This is a genomic window from Eikenella exigua (assembly GCF_008805035.1).
In the GTDB taxonomy this organism is placed as follows: Bacteria; Pseudomonadota; Gammaproteobacteria; order Burkholderiales; family Neisseriaceae; genus Eikenella; species Eikenella exigua.
This window is the reverse complement of sequence record NZ_CP038018.1, coordinates 1,054,046-1,071,863: the sequence shown is the minus strand read 5'-3', so window position 1 is coordinate 1,071,863 and position 17,818 is coordinate 1,054,046. Positions and strand designations below refer to the sequence as shown.

12 protein-coding genes and 6 tRNA genes are annotated in these 17,818 nt (G+C 56.8%); 8 read left to right on the top strand and 10 right to left on the bottom strand.

Annotated elements, in window-relative coordinates:
* Positions 1 to 210: 210 nt before the first annotated feature.
* The 4 genes from EZJ17_RS05590 to EZJ17_RS05575 form a co-directional block, all read right to left on the bottom strand.
* Positions 211 to 816: an LOG family protein gene (locus EZJ17_RS05590; RefSeq protein WP_487246623.1), complete on the bottom strand. Its 606-nt coding sequence runs from the start codon at positions 814 to 816 to the stop codon at positions 211 to 213.
* A gap of 359 nt (positions 817 to 1,175) precedes the next feature.
* Positions 1,176 to 2,174, bottom strand: a complete 999-nt coding sequence (lipA, locus tag EZJ17_RS05585) for a lipoyl synthase (RefSeq protein WP_067438633.1) — start codon at positions 2,172 to 2,174, stop codon at positions 1,176 to 1,178.
* A 60-nt stretch (positions 2,175 to 2,234) separates the two neighbouring features.
* On the bottom strand, positions 2,235 to 2,858 hold the full coding sequence (lipB, locus tag EZJ17_RS05580; protein ID WP_067444883.1) for a lipoyl(octanoyl) transferase LipB: 624 nt from the start codon (positions 2,856 to 2,858) through the stop codon (positions 2,235 to 2,237).
* Positions 2,858 to 3,130 carry a YbeD family protein gene (locus EZJ17_RS05575; protein WP_023886423.1) on the bottom strand — a complete coding sequence of 91 codons (273 nt, stop codon included), beginning with the start codon at positions 3,128 to 3,130 and terminating at the stop codon, positions 2,858 to 2,860. The genes lipB and EZJ17_RS05575 overlap by 1 nt, the downstream gene beginning before the upstream one ends.
* Positions 3,131 to 3,444: 314 nt before the next feature.
* On the opposite strand from EZJ17_RS05575, the gene msrAB reads away from it, so the two are divergent.
* Positions 3,445 to 5,046: a bifunctional peptide-methionine (S)-S-oxide reductase MsrA/peptide-methionine (R)-S-oxide reductase MsrB gene (gene msrAB / locus EZJ17_RS05570; protein WP_231868017.1), complete on the top strand. Its 1,602-nt coding sequence runs from the start codon at positions 3,445 to 3,447 to the stop codon at positions 5,044 to 5,046.
* A gap of 175 nt (positions 5,047 to 5,221) precedes the next feature.
* Here msrAB and EZJ17_RS05565 read toward each other — a convergent pair whose 3' ends face one another.
* The 3 genes from EZJ17_RS05565 to EZJ17_RS05555 form a co-directional block, all read right to left on the bottom strand.
* A complete protein-coding gene (locus EZJ17_RS05565) occupies positions 5,222 to 6,406 on the bottom strand; it encodes a sugar transporter (protein WP_067444877.1) in 1,185 nt (394 codons plus the stop codon).
* Positions 6,407 to 6,470: 64 nt separating this feature from the next.
* Complete coding sequence (trhP, locus tag EZJ17_RS05560) at positions 6,471 to 7,826, bottom strand: prephenate-dependent tRNA uridine(34) hydroxylase TrhP (RefSeq protein ID WP_067444874.1); 1,356 nt, start codon at positions 7,824 to 7,826, stop codon at positions 6,471 to 6,473.
* A gap of 184 nt (positions 7,827 to 8,010) precedes the next feature.
* Positions 8,011 to 9,261 carry an NAD(P)/FAD-dependent oxidoreductase gene (locus tag EZJ17_RS05555; RefSeq protein WP_067438651.1) on the bottom strand — a complete coding sequence of 417 codons (1,251 nt, stop codon included), beginning with the start codon at positions 9,259 to 9,261 and terminating at the stop codon, positions 8,011 to 8,013.
* 478 nt (positions 9,262 to 9,739) lie between these two features.
* Here EZJ17_RS05555 and recB point away from each other — a divergent pair, with 478 nt between their 5' ends.
* The 7 genes from recB to EZJ17_RS05520 all read left to right on the top strand — a co-directional run bounded on the left by recB (position 9,740) and on the right by EZJ17_RS05520 (position 14,266).
* Complete coding sequence (gene recB, locus EZJ17_RS05550; protein WP_067438654.1) at positions 9,740 to 13,438, top strand: exodeoxyribonuclease V subunit beta; 3,699 nt, start codon at positions 9,740 to 9,742, stop codon at positions 13,436 to 13,438.
* 151 nt (positions 13,439 to 13,589) lie between these two features.
* Positions 13,590 to 13,665, top strand: a tRNA-Gly gene (locus EZJ17_RS05545).
* Positions 13,666 to 13,689: 24 nt separating this feature from the next.
* A tRNA-Gly gene (locus EZJ17_RS05540) sits at positions 13,690 to 13,765 on the top strand.
* 31 nt (positions 13,766 to 13,796) lie between these two features.
* Positions 13,797 to 13,872: transfer RNA gene (locus tag EZJ17_RS05535), tRNA-Gly, on the top strand.
* 43 nt (positions 13,873 to 13,915) lie between these two features.
* A tRNA-Cys gene (locus tag EZJ17_RS05530) sits at positions 13,916 to 13,989 on the top strand.
* Between the two features lie 81 nt (positions 13,990 to 14,070).
* Positions 14,071 to 14,148 (top strand) — tRNA-Cys (locus EZJ17_RS05525).
* A gap of 27 nt (positions 14,149 to 14,175) precedes the next feature.
* A tRNA-Leu gene (locus EZJ17_RS05520) sits at positions 14,176 to 14,266 on the top strand.
* A 309-nt stretch (positions 14,267 to 14,575) separates the two neighbouring features.
* Here EZJ17_RS05520 and EZJ17_RS05515 read toward each other — a convergent pair.
* The 3 genes from EZJ17_RS05515 to mpl form a co-directional block, all read right to left on the bottom strand.
* Positions 14,576 to 14,827, bottom strand: a complete 252-nt coding sequence (locus tag EZJ17_RS05515; RefSeq protein ID WP_067438657.1) for a BolA family protein — start codon at positions 14,825 to 14,827, stop codon at positions 14,576 to 14,578.
* A gap of 300 nt (positions 14,828 to 15,127) precedes the next feature.
* Positions 15,128 to 16,237 (bottom strand): methyltransferase, encoded by a 1,110-nt coding sequence (locus EZJ17_RS05510; protein ID WP_067439661.1) that lies wholly within the window; start codon positions 16,235 to 16,237, stop codon positions 15,128 to 15,130.
* A gap of 92 nt (positions 16,238 to 16,329) precedes the next feature.
* Positions 16,330 to 17,715, bottom strand: coding sequence for a UDP-N-acetylmuramate:L-alanyl-gamma-D-glutamyl-meso-diaminopimelate ligase (gene mpl, locus EZJ17_RS05505; RefSeq protein WP_067444870.1), 1,386 nt, complete (start codon positions 17,713 to 17,715; stop codon positions 16,330 to 16,332).
* Positions 17,716 to 17,818 lie beyond the last annotated feature (103 nt).

Here is a 17,818-nt window from a genome sequence, read left to right as displayed (position 1 = left end):
TGGCAGCAAGGGTTGAGTGTGAATTTGCGTAAATGGAAATGGTGGGTACTGGGGTATTTAATCGTTGAGAAAAATAAGTTTCCCGCAAATATATTGGGAGGGGGTATTATGTAGAGCACATTTTCCTACAGGGCGGCAAGCCACAGACAATACAGGAGTACGGTAAGGTGAGTTAACGCAATTAGGATATGAAGTGCTTTGGCCATATTTTCAGGTAGCCTCTGCCTGCTGCCAAGCGGGGCATTGCCATTTGGGTGCGTCTTGGAAGCGGTAGGCAGCCATTTTATCCAGCAGGGCAGAGATGCCACTGTCCACACATACTAGGCCGGTATTGGCGGTAGGCATGAAACCTTGGTTGGCGGTGTGCTGCAACAGGGTGGTAATGGGATCGAAAAAGCCGTTGATATTGAGCAGGCCGATGGGTTTGCTGTGCAGCTTGAGTTGGGCGGCAGAGAGTACTTCAAACAGCTCTTCGTATGTACCCAGCCCGCCGGGCAGGGCGATGAAGGCATCGGCCTGCTCAATCATTTTGGTGCGCCGCTCGGCCATGTTGTCGGTGATGATGAGCTCGGTGAGGCAGTCGTGCGCCATTTCTTCGTGGCGTAGAAAGGTGGGGATGATGCCAGTTACTTTGCCACCGGCGGCCAGAGTGGCGGAAGCCACTTCGCCCATCAGGCCGATGCCACCACCACCGTACACCAGCCGGCTGCCGCGTTCGGCAATAGCACGCCCCAGCTCGCGGGCGGCTTGGCTGTAGCTCGGGTCTTCGCCTAGGTTGGAGCCGCAATAGACGACGATGTTGTTCATTGGGTTCATATTTGTTCTTTCAGGTAGTCCGAGGTCTTGGCTAAATACTGCTCGCGGTATATTTTTTGGTTGCATGTACACGCCTTAAACTGCATCTATATTCGGCAGCTTGGTGCAGGCCTTATCCTCTTGGAGGGTAGTGGTTTCGGCAATTAGCCGGTAAAGGTGAAAGGGTGAATTATAGCGAAATAGGAATTTTTGCGCACAAGCCGGAGGGGAGGACGGGCAAAGGCTACCTGAAAATGCTACAACAGCTTTTCAGGTAGCCTTTGGCTTTAGTGGGACTGATGTTTTCAGGTAGCCTGAAACTTGTATGGTGCAAAAAAACAGGCTGCCGATTACTTCGGCAGCCTGTTTGGCGTGTATCGTTAATGCCCGTGGTGGCAGCCGCCACCGCCAGCCGAGGCCATGGCTTCGGCCGCTTGGGCGTCTGCGTGGTAGCTGGAGCGCACCATGGCACCGATAGCAGCGTTGGTAAAACCTATGGCGTAGGCTTCATGTTCGAACTGCTTGAACATTTCGGGGGTAACGTAGCGCAATACGGGCAGGTGGCTATTGCTGGGCTGCAAGTATTGCCCCACAGTGATCATTTCGATGTTGTTGGCACGCATATCGCGCATGATTTCGCGCACTTCATCGTCAGTTTCGCCCAAGCCTACCATGATGCCGGATTTGGTGGGGATGTGCGGCATCATTTCTTTATAGCGGCGTAGCAGCTCGAGCGAATGCTGGTAGTTGGCGCCGGGGCGGGCCTGTTTGTAGAGGCGCGGGTGGGTTTCTAGGTTGTGGTTCATCACATCGGGCGGGGTTTTGGCCAGAATTTCGAGGGCAATATCCATGCGGCCGCGGAAATCGGGTACGAGGATTTCAATTTTAGTATTGGGGCTGCGCTCGCGGATGGCAGTGATGCAGTCGGCAAAGTGCTGGGCGCCGCCATCGCGCAAATCGTCACGGTCTACCGAGGTGATAACAACGTAGCGCAAATTCATGGCGGCCACGCTGGAGGCGAGATGTTGCGGCTCTTCGGTATCGAGCGCGTTGGGGCGGCCGTGGCCGACATCGCAGAAGGGGCAGCGGCGAGTGCAGATATCACCCATAATCATGAAGGTGGCGGTGCCGCGGCTGAAGCATTCGCCGATATTGGGGCAGCTGGCTTCTTCGCACACGGTGTGCATTTTCTGATCGCGCAGGATATTTTTGATTTCAAAGAACTTCTTGCCGGTGGGCAGCTGGGCGCGAATCCATTCTGGTTTTTTCAGTTTCTGCTCCAGCGGCACAACCTTAATCGGGATACGGGCAACTTTGGCCGCGCCTTTGTGTTTTACGCCGCGGCTGTTGTCTTGTTTGGCGGGGTTTTCTGTGGCCATGGCTTGTTCCTTTACTGTGTTTTCAATGTGGTGTGTACTTTTCAGGTAGCCTGTGGGTGGTCAGTCGGCCTGTTTTTCAGGTAGCCTCAACTGCTGCTGCAAATGGTTGGTCAGTTTGGCGGCCACGTCGGCCACGGAGGGGACGGGCTGCACCAAGTCGGCAATTTGGGTCATTTCCAGCCCGGCGTAGCCGCAGGGGTTGATTTGGCAGAAGGGGCTCAAATCCATGTTTACGTTTAATGCCAAGCCGTGATACACCGCGCCGCGTTTGATGCGGAGGCCGAGCGAGGCGATTTTTTTGCCTTCCACATACACGCCGGGGCGCTTCGGGTCGGCTGCGGCGGCGATGCCGTATTCGGCCAGGGTGGCGATGATGCTGTTTTCCAAGCGGCTCACCAATTCGCGCACGCTGATTTTGCGGCGTTTGAAGTCGATTAGGGTATATACCACCAGCTGACCGGGGCCGTGGTAGGTAATTTGGCCGCCGCGGTCGATTTGCACCACGGGGATATTGCTGCGGGACAACAGGTGCTCGGCTTTGCCGGCCATGCCTTGAGTGAACACGGGCGGATGTTCCACCACCCAAAGCTCGTCTTCCGTGCGCTCGTTGCGCGCATCGGTGAAGGCTTCCATGGCGTGAAAAATCGGGCTGTATTCGGCCAGGCCAAGCGGGATGACTTTCATCACAGCACCACTTTCACCAAGGGGTGTGAAGTGAGTGCGAGGTAAATATTATCGAGCTGCGCCTTGCTGTGGGCATTTACGGTAACGGTTACACCCTGGTAGTTACCTTGGCTGCTTTCGCGGTGGCGCATATCGTGTTCGGCGGTGTCCGGCGCGTGCAGGCGCACGGTTTCCAATATCTGCACGGCAAATTCGGGGTGCTTGGCGCCCATGATTTTGATGGAGAAGCGGCAGGGGAATTCCAGCAGGGTTTCTTGGTTGGTTTCGCTCATGATGGATGGTCTTTCAAGCGGCCGCCGTTCGGGGTGGCGGCGCGGTATAATCAGGGTGGCATTTTACTGGAAAACCGATGGCTTGAACAACACGCCGCCGTGTGGCGGAAATAGGGTTTCAGGTAGCCTTTGGCGCCGGATAAAGGCTACCTGAAAAGATTAAATGCCTGTTTTTTATGTCTGCCTTAAATTAAGAATGACGGGATTGGTTCGCTACTTTGTTTCATTCCGAAAGGGGAACCGCTATAGCGTGTCAGAAAACCGCTGCCCGTTCCGTCTAAGCTATGTCTTCCACTTTTTCGAAAGCTCAAACTATGCTACGCAAAATATTGCTACTCTTAGCCGCTATCATTCCAGCCGTTCTCATCCTCGGCTTTTTTGCCCCCAAATTCATCGCCCAAGCCAAACCTGGAGCCCATGCCATGCCCAGTAACCCCGCCTTTGCTCAACGCCTCGTTTCCTTGCACACTCCCGGCGGTCAGCCCGTACAAACCCTACTCAAAAGTAACCGCCCCACATTGGTTAAATTCTGGGCCAGCTGGTGCCCCTTGTGTTTGAGCGAGTTACAAACTACTGCCGAATGGCAGCAATCTGCCGAGTTTTCCGGCGAAAACGCCCGTGCCAACCTGATTACCATTGCCTCGCCTGGCTTCCTCGGCGAAAAGCCAGAAGCCGAATTTAAAGAATGGTTTGCTAAGCTAGACTACCCTGGCCTTCAGGTAGCCCTCGACGACGGCAGCCTAGCCAAAGCCGCCGGTGTTGGTGTGTATCCTAGCTGGGTATTACTCTCTGCCGACGGAGAAATCTTGCGCGTGCACAAAGGTAGTTTGCAGCATGAACAAGCCCTCGCCTTACTCGATAACCCTAATGCCGACCTCGCCGCCGTGCCCGTACAGCAGCACTACACCGCCGCCGACGGCAGCAGCCGCACCGCACAGACCAAAACCATCTACCTTGCCGGTGGCTGCTTCTGGGGTGTAGAAGCCTATATGCAGCGCCTGCCTGGCGTGGTGGATGCCGTATCCGGCTACGCTAACGGTCAAACTGCCAACCCTAGCTATGAGGATGTAATCCGCGGCAGCGGCCACGCTGAAACCGTGAAGGTGGATTACGACCCCGAGCGCATCAGCCTGGCAGACCTTCTACGCTACTACTTCCGCGTTATCGACCCCACCTCGCTCAATCAGCAAGGTAACGATCGAGGCCGCCAATACCGTACCGGCATCTACTACACCGACCCTGCCGAAGCTAAGACCGTACGCGCCGCCCTGGCTGCCGAACAGCGTAAACATCGCCGTCCCATCGTAGTGGAAGCCCTGCCCTTGCAACACTTCTATCCTGCCGAGGCCTATCACCAAGACTACCTCGCCAAAAACCCCAACGGCTACTGCCACATCGACATCGGCCTCGCTGACAAGCCGCTTGACCCTGCCGAGGGAAGCAGCCCTGCCCCCGCCAAAGGCTTCAACCCTGCCACCTACCGCAAGCCAGACGACGCCACCCTGCGCCGTACTCTCACCGACGAGCAATACCGCGTTACCCAAAAAGGTGACACTGAACGTGCCTTCAGTCACCAGTATGATGACCTGTTCGAGCCCGGCCTGTATGTTGATATTGTTAGCGGTCAGCCTCTGTTTAGTAGCCGCGACAAATTCAACTCCCACTGTGGCTGGCCCAGCTTCACCCGTCCCATCAGTCCTGATGCCATCACCGAACACGACGACTACAGCTACCATATGCACCGCACCGAAGTGCGCAGCAGCGCTGCCCACTCCCACCTCGGCCACGTCTTCCCCGACGGCCCAAAAGACCGCGGCGGCCTGCGCTACTGCATCAACGGTGCCAGCCTGCGCTTCATCCCCGAAAACCAAATGCAGCAGCAGGGCTACGGCAGCTACCTGAAAGATTTGCATTAAGTGTGGATAAATGCAGAAAAGGCTACCTGAAGGTTCAGGTAGCCTTTGTTTTGTATAGATAGCGGATAGGCTACCTGAAAAGGGATAGGAAGTTTTCAGGTAGCCTTTTTGTATGGCAGGCAGCCGTTTGGTTGTTTATCTTCAGTTAGCCTCTTAAATACTCAGTGTATCTATCTCAAGTCTGTTTTATTTTAAAGCCAAGCTGCGTCCACGCAAATACTGCTAGAGCGGCAGCGGCTAGGGCGGTGCCCACCCAGCCTAGCGTACCCAGCCCCCAGTGGCGCGAGATGATGCCGCCCAAGAGCGCGCCGCCGCCGATGCCGATGTTGTAGCTGCCAGAGTAAATCGCATTGGCCACATCGGTGGCATCCGGAGCGTAGCGGATCACATGGGCAACCATGCTCAAGCCCAATACCCCGATGCCAGTTCCCCAAACCAGCGAGAGTGCAAACATGGCTGCCGTGCTGCCGCCTAAAGGTCTCAACAGCAGTAATGAAACCAGCAGCAAGGCTGCCGAGCTGAGTAGAGTGGGATTCGGGTGTTTCGGATAGAAGCGCGAATACAGCCAGCTCGCCATCATGCCCGACAGGCCGAATACCAGCAGCAGCGCCGTGGCTGTATCCGGTGGCATATGGGTAATTTCCAGCACATAAGGCTCGATGTAGCTATAGGCCGTGAAATGGGCGCTCACAATGAGCACCGCCATTGCATACATCCCCAGTAGATGGGGGCGTTTGGCCAAGAGCGGCAGGCTTTTGAGCGAACCGGCATTTTTGCTTTCCAGGCGCGGCAGGATTTTGGCCAACAGCACCATCACACCCAAGGCCAGTACGCCGATCAGCGCGAAGGTAACCCGCCAGCCCAGCCACTGTCCCACCAACCGCCCCAGCGGCAAGCCCAACACCGTGGCCATAGACGTGCCTAAAGAGAGCCAGCCCAAAGTCTGCTGCCTCCTGCCCACCGGTGCCAGGCGCATCACCAGCGAGGCGGTGATGGCCCAAAACAACGCGTGGGTAAAGGCAATCAGCACGCGCGAAGCCAAGAGCACGGGAAAGCTCCACGCCACAGCAGAAAGCCCGTGCCCGGCCACAAACACGGCAAACAGCGCAAGCAGCAGCCTGCGCCGTTCCGCGTTGGCTACCAGCAGCATCAACGGCAACGAAGCCAGCGATACTACCCAGGCATACACGGTAATCATGATACCCGTGTCGGCGGCAGACATATTGAAGCCCTTGCCAATATCGGTGAGCATGGCGATGGGGATGAATTCGGTGGTGCACACCACAAAGGCCGCCACCGAAATCGCAAACACGCGCAGATAGGCCAGCAGGATGGGAGCGTGGGGGTGATGTTTGAGCATGGGCGTATATGGAAAGCGAAGTAATGTTTTCAGGTAGCCTTTAAACCCTGATCCAGCAGGCGGTTTAAGGGTTCAATATTCTTGCAATCAGTGCCTTATCCCTGCCCACCATATTCGGAATCTGCACCTGAATGCCGTTGCCGGGGGCAACTTCCGCCGCTTCGCCCCTACGCTTCATGGCTTGCAGCACGATGGTTTGGTTGCCCTGCGGGTGAATGATTTCCAGCGTGTCGCCCACGGCGAAGCGGTTTTTCACTTCCACAGTGGCCCAGCCTTCGGTGTCGATTTCGGTAACGTGGCCGACATATTGGCTTTGCTTGGCCACGGAGTGGCCGGTGAGGTAGTTTTGGTAGTCTTGCGTTTGGTGGCGCTCAAGGAAGCCGGAGGTGTAGCCGCGGTTGGCGAGGCCTTCGAGTTCGGCCAGTAGGCTGTAGTCGAAGGGGCGGCCGGCTACGGCGTCGTCGATGGCTTTGCGGTAGGCCTGAGCCACGCGGGCCACGTAGTACACGGATTTGGTGCGGCCTTCCACTTTGAGGCTGTCCACGCCGATGCGGGCGAGCTCGGCCACTTGCTCTACGGCGCGCAAGTCTTTGGAATTCATGATGTAGGTGCCGTGTTCGTCTTCCATAATCGGCATCATTTCGCCGGGGCGATTGCTCTCTTCGATGAGGAAGATTTTATTGGCGGCGGGGTGGCGCACTTGGCCGTTGATGCCTTCGAAGGCGGCGTTGGCTTCTTCTTGGGCTTTGTTGAAGTCGAAGCCTTGCAGCAGGCGGGCATCACCCATTTCGTCGATTTCGGCGGGGTGGACTTTATAGTCCCAGCGGCAGGAGTTGGTGCAGGTACCTTGGTTGGGGTCGCGGTGGTTGAAATAGCCGGAGAGCAGGCAGCGGCCGGAGTAGGCGATGCAGAGTGCGCCGTGCACGAACACTTCGAGTTCGACATCGGGGCATTCCTGGCGGATTTCGGCGATTTCTTCCATGCTCAATTCGCGCGACAAAATAATGCGTTCCACGCCGATGCGCTGCCAGAATTTCACGCCCCAGTAGTTGGTGGTATTGGCCTGCACGGAGAGGTGGACGGGCATATCGGGCCAGCGTTCGCGGGTAACCATAATCAGGCCGGGGTCGGCCATAATCAGCGCGTCGGGCTTCATGGCAACCAGCGGCTCCATATCGGCCACAAAGGTTTTGAGCTTGCTGTTGTGCGGCAGGGTGTTGACGGTGAGGTAGAACTTTTTACCGTGTGAGTGGGCTTCGGCAATGCCGGCTTGCAATACGTCGAGCTTGGAGAATTCGTTGTTGCGGGCGCGCAGGGAATAGCGCGGGCTGCCGGCATACACGGCATCGGCGCCGTAATCGAAAGCAGTACGCATGCGCTCGGGACCGCCGGCGGGGAGAAGGAGTTCGGGAGATTTCATGATGATAAATATGTAATTGGAATAATAAAGATTTTTGCTTCGCAGAAGATCAGCTTTGGCTACGCCAAGACATTACTTTCAGGTAGCCTCTAAAGATTTTCAGGTAGCCTCTTAAGTAGGCTACCTGAAAAACATCGGCTTCCACAGAAGCAGTAGTCAAACGGATTATAGCGCAAAATAGCGACTAACCGGTTTCGGCTGAGTCGTGCTTGGGCGTGGGCTCCCAAATCTGCGAGGTGAAGAGTTGCGCGTCGTGCACATAGGGGTTGTTTTGGTCCCACACGTAGCCGGCAAACACGGCGCTGAGCATGCGGTCGGTTTCCGGTGTGCGTTGGCTGCTGAAAATCATGTCTTGCAGTGTACCGGAATACCAGGCATCCACATAGTGCCGGAACACGTTTACGCCGGACATCAGCGGGCGGGCGAATTCGTTTTGCCAGTTTACCTGCTGACCGTTCAGCTGGCGGGCCACCAAATCGGCGGCGAGTTTGGCCGAGTGGGTGGCGATGGTTACGCCGGAGGAGAATACTGGGTCGAGAAATTCGGCGGCGTTACCCAAAAGGGCGAAGTGGCGGCCGTAGAGCGATTTTACGCTAGCGGAATAGCCGGGCAGGTAGATGAACGGGAAGTCGTTATCCCATTGCGTGTTTTTCAAAATGCGGCGCAAGATTGGCACTTCCAGGGCGAATTTCTTCAGGATAACGGTGGAACTTTCCAACCCAAGTTTTTCAGGCAATCCTACCACACCGATGGAGGAGCGGCCGTTGGAAAAGGGAATCAGCCACAGCCAAATGTCGCGGTGTTCGGGGTGGATGCATACCAGGTTTTTGTTGCGGTCGAAGGCCGGGTCGGTGATGTGATCGTCGATGTGGGTGAAGTGCACGTGGCGTAAGGGCAGGTCGGAGGGGATGTCCCAACTGAGCATGCGCGGCAGTACACGATGGTAGCCGCTGGCGTCCAGCACGAAGCGCGCACCCAGCACATAAGGGTCGCCACCTTCCTGTTGCACTACCAATTTGGCGAAATCACCGTGGTTGTCGAAGGCCTTTACCGTGGAGCCGAACTGCACAGTTACGCCCTGCTTGATGGCTTCGTCAATCAAGATTTTGTCGAAACGGGTACGCTCTACATTAAATGCAGTAGAAGGGCCGGGGGAGAATTTGTCGGTGAATTTAAAGCTGGTGTTGTGTTCGCCCCAAGATAAAGCAAAGCCGTTTTTATATTGAAAGCCGAAGCCGGCTTGCACGGCGGGCAGGAAGCCGGCCTCATGCAGCAGCTCTATGCAGTGCGGCAGCAGGCTCTCGCCGATAACGAAACGTGGGAAATGCTGCTTTTCCACCACGCAAACATTAAATCCCCGCTTGTTCAACAAAGCGGCCGCCACCGCCCCCGAGGGGCCGGCACCGATGATGACGACGTCGTAATGCTGAATCATGTTTTCCCTTTAATTATTGGTTTCCGCTCAGCTGCAATGGGTTGGTTGTAAGTAGTGGCAAGATTATTTGTTTTCAGCCAATCAGCCATTGCATCCCATTACATGGCAGCATGGGCTTGAATGGTTTGAAAACTATTTATGATTATTAATAATTGGACAAAAATTGTCCGAAACCAACCGCCGTGGGCAACACGGCACGGCTTTTGCCTGCTTGAGCAGTGTTGCCAGGTCAGCAATAGGCCTATAGGCTACCTGAAAGCAATTACTCTGCCAAGCCATATTTATTTTTAAATTAGCGGATTAACTTTCTTCTTGCCACGGCATATGTTGGCATTAATGTGCTTTCGAGTCTTGTTAGCGGTTTACAGCCCGGCATCGGTAGCAAATTTGATCCGCTATCGATCGCAGACAGCTTGCTGGACAGGACGTACAATAATGCCCATTATCCATGGCTACCTGAAACACCAAGGACTCCACCATGCAGGATTTCCACGTTGCACAACTGCCGCTGCCGCCGAAGGGCACCCACCTTATCGAAGCCTCCGCCGGCACGGGCAAAACCTACAGTATCGCCGCGCTGTTCACCCGCCTGGTGGTGCTCGAAGGCTGGGCGCCGGAAAACATACTGGTGGTTACCTTCACCGATGCTGCCACCGCTGAGCTGAAAAACCGCCTGCGTGCCCGGCTGGGCGAAGTTTTGGCTGCCCTGCAGAGCGGGGAGACACCGGCCGATGAGTTTCTGCAACACCTGCTGGCCGAAGCCTTGGCCAAACAAGAGCGCGGCAAACTCATCCTGCAGCTGCAGGCTGCCCTTTCCGGCTTTGACACCGCCGCCATCTACACCATCCATGGCTTCTGCCTGCGCGTGCTGGGCGACTACGCCTTCTTGTGCGGTGTGCCCTTCGAACTGGAAACCGGCCCCGCCGACACGGCCGCCCGCCTGGTGGCCGCACAGGATTTTTGGCGCGAATACGTGGCCGACCACCCACAAAACGCGCGCATCGCTGCCCGCTTCGGTATCACTCCCGCTTCCGTGCTGGCCGAATTTTCAGGTAACCTCAAACACGCCTTTGTGGACTACAGGCTACCTGAAAACCGCCTGCCGCAAATATTGAAAGGCCGCAATGCCGCTTGGCAGAAGCTGCAACGGAATGTGGACGAAATCGAAGCCGTGTACCGCCGCATCAAGCCGCAGCTCAACGGCAATACTTTCAATGCCTCTATCGACACCCTGTTTACCGAGCTCCGGCAAGCCGCACAAGAAGGCTTGGAGCAGCCCGTGCTTTCCAGGCTGGACAAGCTGCTGTGTTTTGAAGACAACGCCCTGCGCGGCAAAATCCGGAAAAACCAGCATATTGAAGAAGCCGACATCGCCGCCCTGCAGCCCTTGGCCGTTCTCGGCCACCGCCTGGCCGAAATTAGCGAGGCCGAGCAGGAAGCCGCCATCCGCCTCAAACTTGAATGTTTGGGCTACCTGAAAACCCGTTTGGCCGAAGACAAGCGCCGCAGCCCGCGCCGCGACTACGACGACTTGCTGCTCGATGTGCATGCCGCCCTGTCCAACCCCGAACATCCCGAGCAGGCGGAAGCGCTCGCCCAAGCCCTGGCGGCCAAATGGCGCGTGGCGCTCATCGACGAATTCCAAGACACCGACCCGCTGCAATATGCCATTTTCCACACCGCCTTTATTCGCCAAGGCGTGCCCGTATTTTTGGTGGGCGACCCCAAGCAGGCCATCTACGGCTTTCGCGGTGCCGACATCCATGCCTACCTCGCCGCCGCCGCCGATACCGCCCCCGAGCAAAGCTACACCCTGCACACCAACTACCGCAGCCACCGCAATTTGGTAAACGGCATCGGCCATCTGTTTTCCGCCCGCAGCCGCCCCTTCGTGCTGCCACAGATTGCCTATCCCAATGTGCAGGTTGCCCGCATCGAGAGCTTGCTCCGCCCCGCGCCTGAAGCCGCTGTGGCCGTGCGCTGGATCAATCCGGCTGGCGAAAGCGAAGGGAAGTTGCCGAATAAAGATTCTTTGCGCGAGCTCTGTGCCGATTATTGCGCCCGCGAAATTGCCGCACGGCTTAATCAGGCGCTTTCAGGTAGCCTTTCTATCGGTGGCAAACACGGCGGCGAAAACATGCCGCTGCATCCGGGCCAGGTGGCCGTATTGGTTCGCACCCACAGCGAAGCCGCCCTAGTCGCGCGCGCGCTCAAACGTCGGGGAGTGCGCAGCGTATTGCTACAACAGCAATCGGTGTTCGACACGCCCGAAGCCGAAGCCCTGCACGCCCTGTTGCTGTTCTGGCTGGCTCCGCAGCAAACCGAATACCTGCGCTTCGTGCTCGGCGGCATCTTTTATGACTACACCGCGCAAGACCTGGCCGAACTGAACGGCAACGAAAACCGCCTGGCCGAGTGGATAGCCCTGGCCGAAACCGCCGCCGAAACCTGGCAGCAGCACGGCATCTACACCGCGCTCACCCGCTTTGCCCGTCAAAGCGGCCTCGAGCAGCATCTTCTGCACACCCGCAACGAACGCAGTTTTACCAATTTCTGGCAGCTGGCCGAAATCTTGGCGCTGGCCGCTGCTGAATGTGCCAGCCCAGTCGCATTGACGCAATGGTTGGAAATGCGGCTGAAAAGTAGCAAGAAAAACAAGAAAAGCAAAGAAAATAAAAATGATAGGGAGGATAAGGGGAATAAAGAATACCAGCTGCGGCTGGAAAGCGATGAAGACTTGGTAAAAATCGTTACCATGCATGCGGCTAAAGGGCTGGAATACCCGCTGGTATTTTGCCCTTTCGTGTGGGATACCAGCGACAAATTGGTGCAAGATTGGAACATCATCAGCCAAAGCAACGGCCGCAACCTATTGTTGGCCAAAGCCCAGCTGGGCGAAGAAGATGAGCGGCAGCTGTTTGCCGAAGACCTCGGCGAACGCCTGCGCCTCTTGTATGTTGCGTTCACCCGCGCCCGCGAGCAGCTCGTGCTCTACGCCGCCCCCTGCAGCAACACCCCGGAAAACACCTTTGCCTACCTCTTGGCCGAAACAGGCGAAGACGATTGTCATGCCATCCGCGATTATTGGCGCAGCCTGAAAGGCCAAGCCCTGGCCGAAGCCCTGCGCCAGGCCTGGCTCAACCACATCCAAAGCGCCGCGCCCGGCCAGCTGCAATGGCTGGAAGGCGAGCCGCCCGAAGCCAGTTACCGCGCCCGCGACGAACAGCAGGGCAGCTACCGCGCCCTCGTGCTGCCCGAACGGCCGCTGCAATTTATCTGCCATACCAGCTTTACCGGCCTGAGCCGCCAAACCCTTGCTGCCGAAGAGTGGCTACCTGAAAGCCTGCTGGCTGATGAAAACCCCGCCGCCGAAACCGAAAAGCTACCTGAAAGCGCAAACAACGAGTTGCGTTCCAACGGTCAAAATGTAGTTCAGCCAAACGGGCAGGGCGACTTATGGCCAAACGAAGCCGAAACCGCTCTGCTAGCCTTCCTCGCCGGCACCACCCCCGGCATCTGCCTGCACAGTATTTTGGAAAAAACCGATTTCGTTTGCCCTGCCGCTGAACAAGCGGCATCCTATGCCGATATCTTGGCCAAACACGGCTTCGAGGCCGAACAATGGCTGCCGGCGGTGTTGGAAATGGTGGAAGCTGTGCGCCGTGTGCCATTGGCAGAAAATATGCAGCTGGCCGATATTACCGCTGCCTGCCGCGTGGCGGAAATGGGCTTCGTGCTACACCTGCACGATTTCGGTTTGCAACGCCTGCGCCGTTGGTTTGCCCGTCCCGACATCGGGCTACCTGAAAATGCCGCCACCCACCTGCTGCAGCTGGATTTCCATACCGTAAACGGTTTCCTCAACGGTTTCATCGACCTAATTGCGGCAGACGAAAATAGCAGGGTATGCGTAATCGACCACAAATCCAACCACTTGGGCAATCATTTGGCAGATTACGGCCAAGCCGCCATGAGTGCGGCGGTGAGCGAACACCATTATTACCTGCAGGCACTGATTTACGCCGTAGCCACCGCACGCTACCTGAAACAACGCCATGCCCTGCCCGAATACATCTATGTGCGCTACCTGTTTGTGCGCGGCCTGAATCCGCACGGCCAAGAAGGCCTGTGGTGCTGGGACATCCCTGTTTCCACCCTGCAAGAATGGCTCGAATAGTCGCAGCCGTGCCGACGGGGAAAGGCGTGGCAGAAAAATCAGCATAAATAACAATCCTTAGCCAAGTTTTCCAGAATGGATATTGACTATTTGTCAAATCTACCTATAATATGCCGTTTTCGTAAGTATGGCGCAGCCGGAAAACGCCCAAGCGGGAATAGCTCAGTTGGTAGAGCGCAACCTTGCCAAGGTTGAGGTCGCGAGTTCGAGACTCGTTTCCCGCTCCAAGTTTTCAATCATCCGAATCCCAAGCGGGAATAGCTCAGTTGGTAGAGCGCAACCTTGCCAAGGTTGAGGTCGCGAGTTCGAGACTCGTTTCCCGCTCCACTATCCACTTAGTTGTTGGTTCGGGTGCTATGCGGGAATAGCTCAGTTGGTAGAGCGCAACCTTGCCAAGGTTGAGGTCGCGAGTTCGAGACTCGTTTCCCGCTCCAAGTTTTAGCAATTTGGCCGATACAGTCGGCCAAAAGCTAATTTGGCGGGATAGCAAAGTGGTTATGCAGCGGCCTGCAAAGCCGTGTACGCCGGTTCGATTCCGACTCCCGCCTCCAAAATACCATAGTGAATGTAAGCCGCAGGCAGCAAATAGCCATCGCGGTATTGGTTTAAATTAACCATACATCAATCAGCACGGCGGGGTGGCAGAGTGTTTATGCTGCGTGGGGTGCAACCCTCGCATAGGCCGGTTAAAATCCGTGCCCCCGCCTCCAATCATCCAGGCTGCTAGCCGCAGCCCGGCCCGAGTGGTGGAATTGGTAGACACAACGGACTTAAAATCCGTCGCTCCTTAATACGAGCGTACCGGTTCGATTCCGGTCTCGGGCACCACAAACCGCTTTTCGGCGGTTCTTTTATTTTGTCTAATTAATATCTGCTTAAGTATATATTGCTAAGTACTTCACTTCATACAGAGTTAATTCGTCTTGCTATAGTTCTGTGTTGTCTGCGGCTGGCAACCTTGTACGAGTAATATGGCAAGGTAAGCCGACGTGGTACTGGTTTAAAGTTAATTTGCTTAAGTTGTGTATTTGACAAGTATGCGGGTGGGTCCTTCTCATTTTTCTGCAGGAGTTTTGTCAGCAAAACCGCCGGCCTGATTATTTCAGGCCGGCGGTTGCTTTAATAATGTGCGCTATATTACTGCCCATTTTTAGCTGCCCACTCGGCGGGAGTGGTGGCTACGGAGATGGAAAGGGCGTGCAGTTCATTGCTAGCCAGCCGGTCGGCGAGGCCGTCTTTGATCAGGCGGTGACGGGCAAGGCGGGGTTTACCTTCAAAGTCGGCGGAAACGATGGCAGCAAAAAAGTGATGGCCGTCGCCTTCCACTTGAATCATTTCGGCGTTGATGATTTCGCCAATCATGGCTTTGACTTGTTCGGGAGTGAGCATGTGGGATTCCTTATTGATTGCTTATAACGGATTCACAAAAACGCTACGGCGGTTCGCCGCCTTGTCCTGTTTTTTGCGAACCCACTATCGGGGTTTGTGTGAGGGGCGTATTCTACCGTAAACCGTTAGGGCGCGCTTTGTTTGTGTTGGGTGGCACTTAAAAAGTTTCAGGTAGCCTGTGTCGCGTAACGGGCTACCTGAAACTTTGATGCGGTTTGAAAAACAGCCCGTGCGGGCGGCGATTTGGCGGAAGCCGTGCTCTCGCTTTATTGCGTTTTCGCTTTCGTTGCAGCTCAAGCTTCAGGTAGTCTCTGTGGCGGGCTGTAAAACATACAGGCTCACGGTTTCGCGTAGCCGAGCAGCGGCGAGGGGGTTGGAGGCATCGCGGCTTTTTGGGTGTTGCGGGCGGGTGTCGAGGCGTTGGCTGACGGTAAGGCCGGCGGCAGCGATACGTTCGGCCAATTCATTCGGTTGTCGCAGGCCGAGGTGTTCAGCAAGGTCGGACATGACGAGCCAGATTTGTCCGCCGGGATTGAGGTGGGCGGGGGCGTGCTGCAAAAAGGCTTGCAACATGGCACTGCCGGGGTCGTAGAGGGCTGTTTCGATGTCGGCAGCGGGTTTGGCGGGCAACCAAGGCGGGTTGCAAACAATAAGGTCGGCGCAGCCTTCGGGGAAAAGATCGGTTTGCAGCAGCTTAATTTGGGGCAGGCAGAGGCGTTGGAAATTGGCGCTAGCACAGGCGACGGCGCGGGTGCTGTTGTCGGTGGCGGTAATCGCTTGGAGGCCACGCCGGGCGAGCAGTGCGGCAATTACGCCGCTGCCGGTGCCGATGTCGAAAGCACTCTGGGCGTGAGGCGGCAGGGGTGCAGCGGCGATCAGATTGAGATATTCGCCGCGCAAGGGGGAGAACACGCCGAACGGCACATGGATGCGCGCACCGAGGGCGGGGATTTCTACGCCTTTTTTGTGCCATTGGTGGGCGCCGATGAAGCCAAGCAGCAGATTGAGCGGCAACAGGAACGGCTCGCTGTTCGGTTCGCCGAACACGTCGGCTAAGGCGGCGGCCACATCGGGAGCACGTCGCAAATTCAGCCGATAGCCGGCATCGATTTCCACCAACAGCATATTGGCCAGCCGGCTGCGTTGGGCCTGCTGCATGCGATGAGTGTGGAAATCGGGCGATGTAGCGGCGGGAAGCTGGCGTTTCACGGCAGAGAGCAGCTGCACAGCCTGATGATAATCGCCGCGCCAAAGCAGGGCTTGGCTTTGGCGGAGGCTTTTGAGCGCGGCTTTGGCAGAAAGGCCTGCTTCAGCTACGGTGAGCGCGGTAGGCGGCTTCTGCGCGGCGGTGTTGCGCCACGGGGCTTGGCGGGCTTGGCCTTGTTCTTGCCAGGTGAAGATATGGCGCATAGTGGGTTCGCTTGATTTGGGCTTCAGGTAGCCTTTGTGCAAGGAAGAGGCTACCTGAAATTTTACTAATGTATTTTCACTTTCTACTGGCCTCATACCTGCTCTGCCAAGCCATCCAGCAACTTCTGATGAATCCCGCCGAAGCCGCCGTTGCTCATCACGAGGATGTGGTCTCCGCTTCGGGCGTTGCTCAGGATGCTTTGCACGAAGGCGTCGAAATCGTTGCCGGTATGCAGTTTGCTGCCGAGCGGGGCGAGGGCGGCGGCCACATCCCATTCCACGCCGCCGCCGTAGCAGAACACCTGGTCGGCTTCGGCCAGGCTTTTGGGCAGGGCGGCTTTCATACTGCCGAGCTTCATGGTGTTGGAGCGCGGTTCGAGCACGGCGATGATGCGCGCGCTGCCCACTTTCTGCCGCAGGCCGGCCACGGTGGTGGTGATGGCAGTGGGGTGGTGGGCAAAGTCGTCATATACGGTGATGCCGTGCACGCAGCCTTTCACTTCCATGCGCCGCTTCACGTTTTGGAATTGCGAAAGCGCTTCGCAGGCTACCTGAATACTCACGCCGGCGGGGCGGGCGGCGGCGATTACGGCCAGTGCGTTGAGGCGGTTGTGTTCGCCCAACAGCGGCCAGGCGATATGGCCGACGGTTTGGCCTTGGTGCAGCACATCGAATGCGCCATTCTCGTCAGGTTCACCAGCCTGCCAGCCTTCTGCGCTGCCGAAGCTTTCCACCGGCGTCCAGCAGCCTTGCGCCAACACGGTTTGCAGGCTCTCTTCGCGGCCGTTGCACACAATCAGGCCTTGGCCGGGAATGGTACGCACCAGGTGGTGGAACTGGGTTTGGATGGCGGCGAGGTTGGGGAAAATGTCGGCGTGGTCGTATTCGAGGTTGTTCAGAATGGCGGTGCGCGGGCGATAGTGCACGAACTTGCTGCGCTTGTCAAAGAAGGCGGTGTCGTATTCGTCGGCTTCAATCACGAAAAACGGCGAGCGGCTGGCCGGATCGGCTTTGGGCGTCTGCGGCAGGCGGGCGGAAATACCGAAGTTTTGCGGAATGCCGCCGATAAGGAAGCCTGGAGCCAGGCCGGCGTATTCCAACACCCAGGCCAGCATGGAGGCGGTGGTGGTTTTACCGTGCGTACCGGCCACACCGAGCACCCAGCGGCTGTGCAGCACGTTTTCGGCCAGCCATTGCGGGCCGGACACATAAGGCAGGCCGCGATTCAAAATGGCCTCGATTACCGGCATGCCGCGCTTGGCCACGTTGCCAACCACATACACATCGGCGGGAAATTTATTCAGTTGTTCCGCATCAAATCCTTCATGCACAGCAATGCCCAAATCGGCCAGCTGCGTGCTCATCGGCGGATACATTTTGGCGTCGCAGCCGCTCACCTTGAAGCCCGCTTCTTGCGCGATGGCGGCCAGCCCGCCCATGAATGTGCCGCCGATGCCGATAATGTGGATGTGTTGCATAGCCGAAAGCCTTATCTGGAAATGGAAAGGCGGAATTATAGCGGATTGGCGCGGCGGCGGGCATGGCGATTCCTGCTATGCCGCGGATTAGGCTTTCAGGTAG

Coding starts and splice junctions, on each gene's coding strand:
- EZJ17_RS05590 (WP_487246623.1), bottom strand. CDS start 816: ATGAACCCAATGAACAACATCGTCGTCTATTGCGGCTCCAACCTAGGC.
- lipA (WP_067438633.1), bottom strand. CDS start 2,174: ATGGCCACAGAAAACCCCGCCAAACAAGACAACAGCCGCGGCGTAAAA.
- lipB (WP_067444883.1), bottom strand. CDS start 2,858: ATGAAAGTCATCCCGCTTGGCCTGGCCGAATACAGCCCGATTTTTCAC.
- EZJ17_RS05575 (WP_023886423.1), bottom strand. CDS start 3,130: ATGAGCGAAACCAACCAAGAAACCCTGCTGGAATTCCCCTGCCGCTTC.
- msrAB (WP_231868017.1), top strand. CDS start 3,445: ATGCTACGCAAAATATTGCTACTCTTAGCCGCTATCATTCCAGCCGTT.
- EZJ17_RS05565 (WP_067444877.1), bottom strand. CDS start 6,406: ATGCTCAAACATCACCCCCACGCTCCCATCCTGCTGGCCTATCTGCGC.
- trhP (WP_067444874.1), bottom strand. CDS start 7,826: ATGAAATCTCCCGAACTCCTTCTCCCCGCCGGCGGTCCCGAGCGCATG.
- EZJ17_RS05555 (WP_067438651.1), bottom strand. CDS start 9,261: ATGATTCAGCATTACGACGTCGTCATCATCGGTGCCGGCCCCTCGGGG.
- recB (WP_067438654.1), top strand. CDS start 9,740: ATGCAGGATTTCCACGTTGCACAACTGCCGCTGCCGCCGAAGGGCACC.
- EZJ17_RS05515 (WP_067438657.1), bottom strand. CDS start 14,827: ATGCTCACTCCCGAACAAGTCAAAGCCATGATTGGCGAAATCATCAAC.
- EZJ17_RS05510 (WP_067439661.1), bottom strand. CDS start 16,237: ATGCGCCATATCTTCACCTGGCAAGAACAAGGCCAAGCCCGCCAAGCC.
- mpl (WP_067444870.1), bottom strand. CDS start 17,715: ATGCAACACATCCACATTATCGGCATCGGCGGCACATTCATGGGCGGG.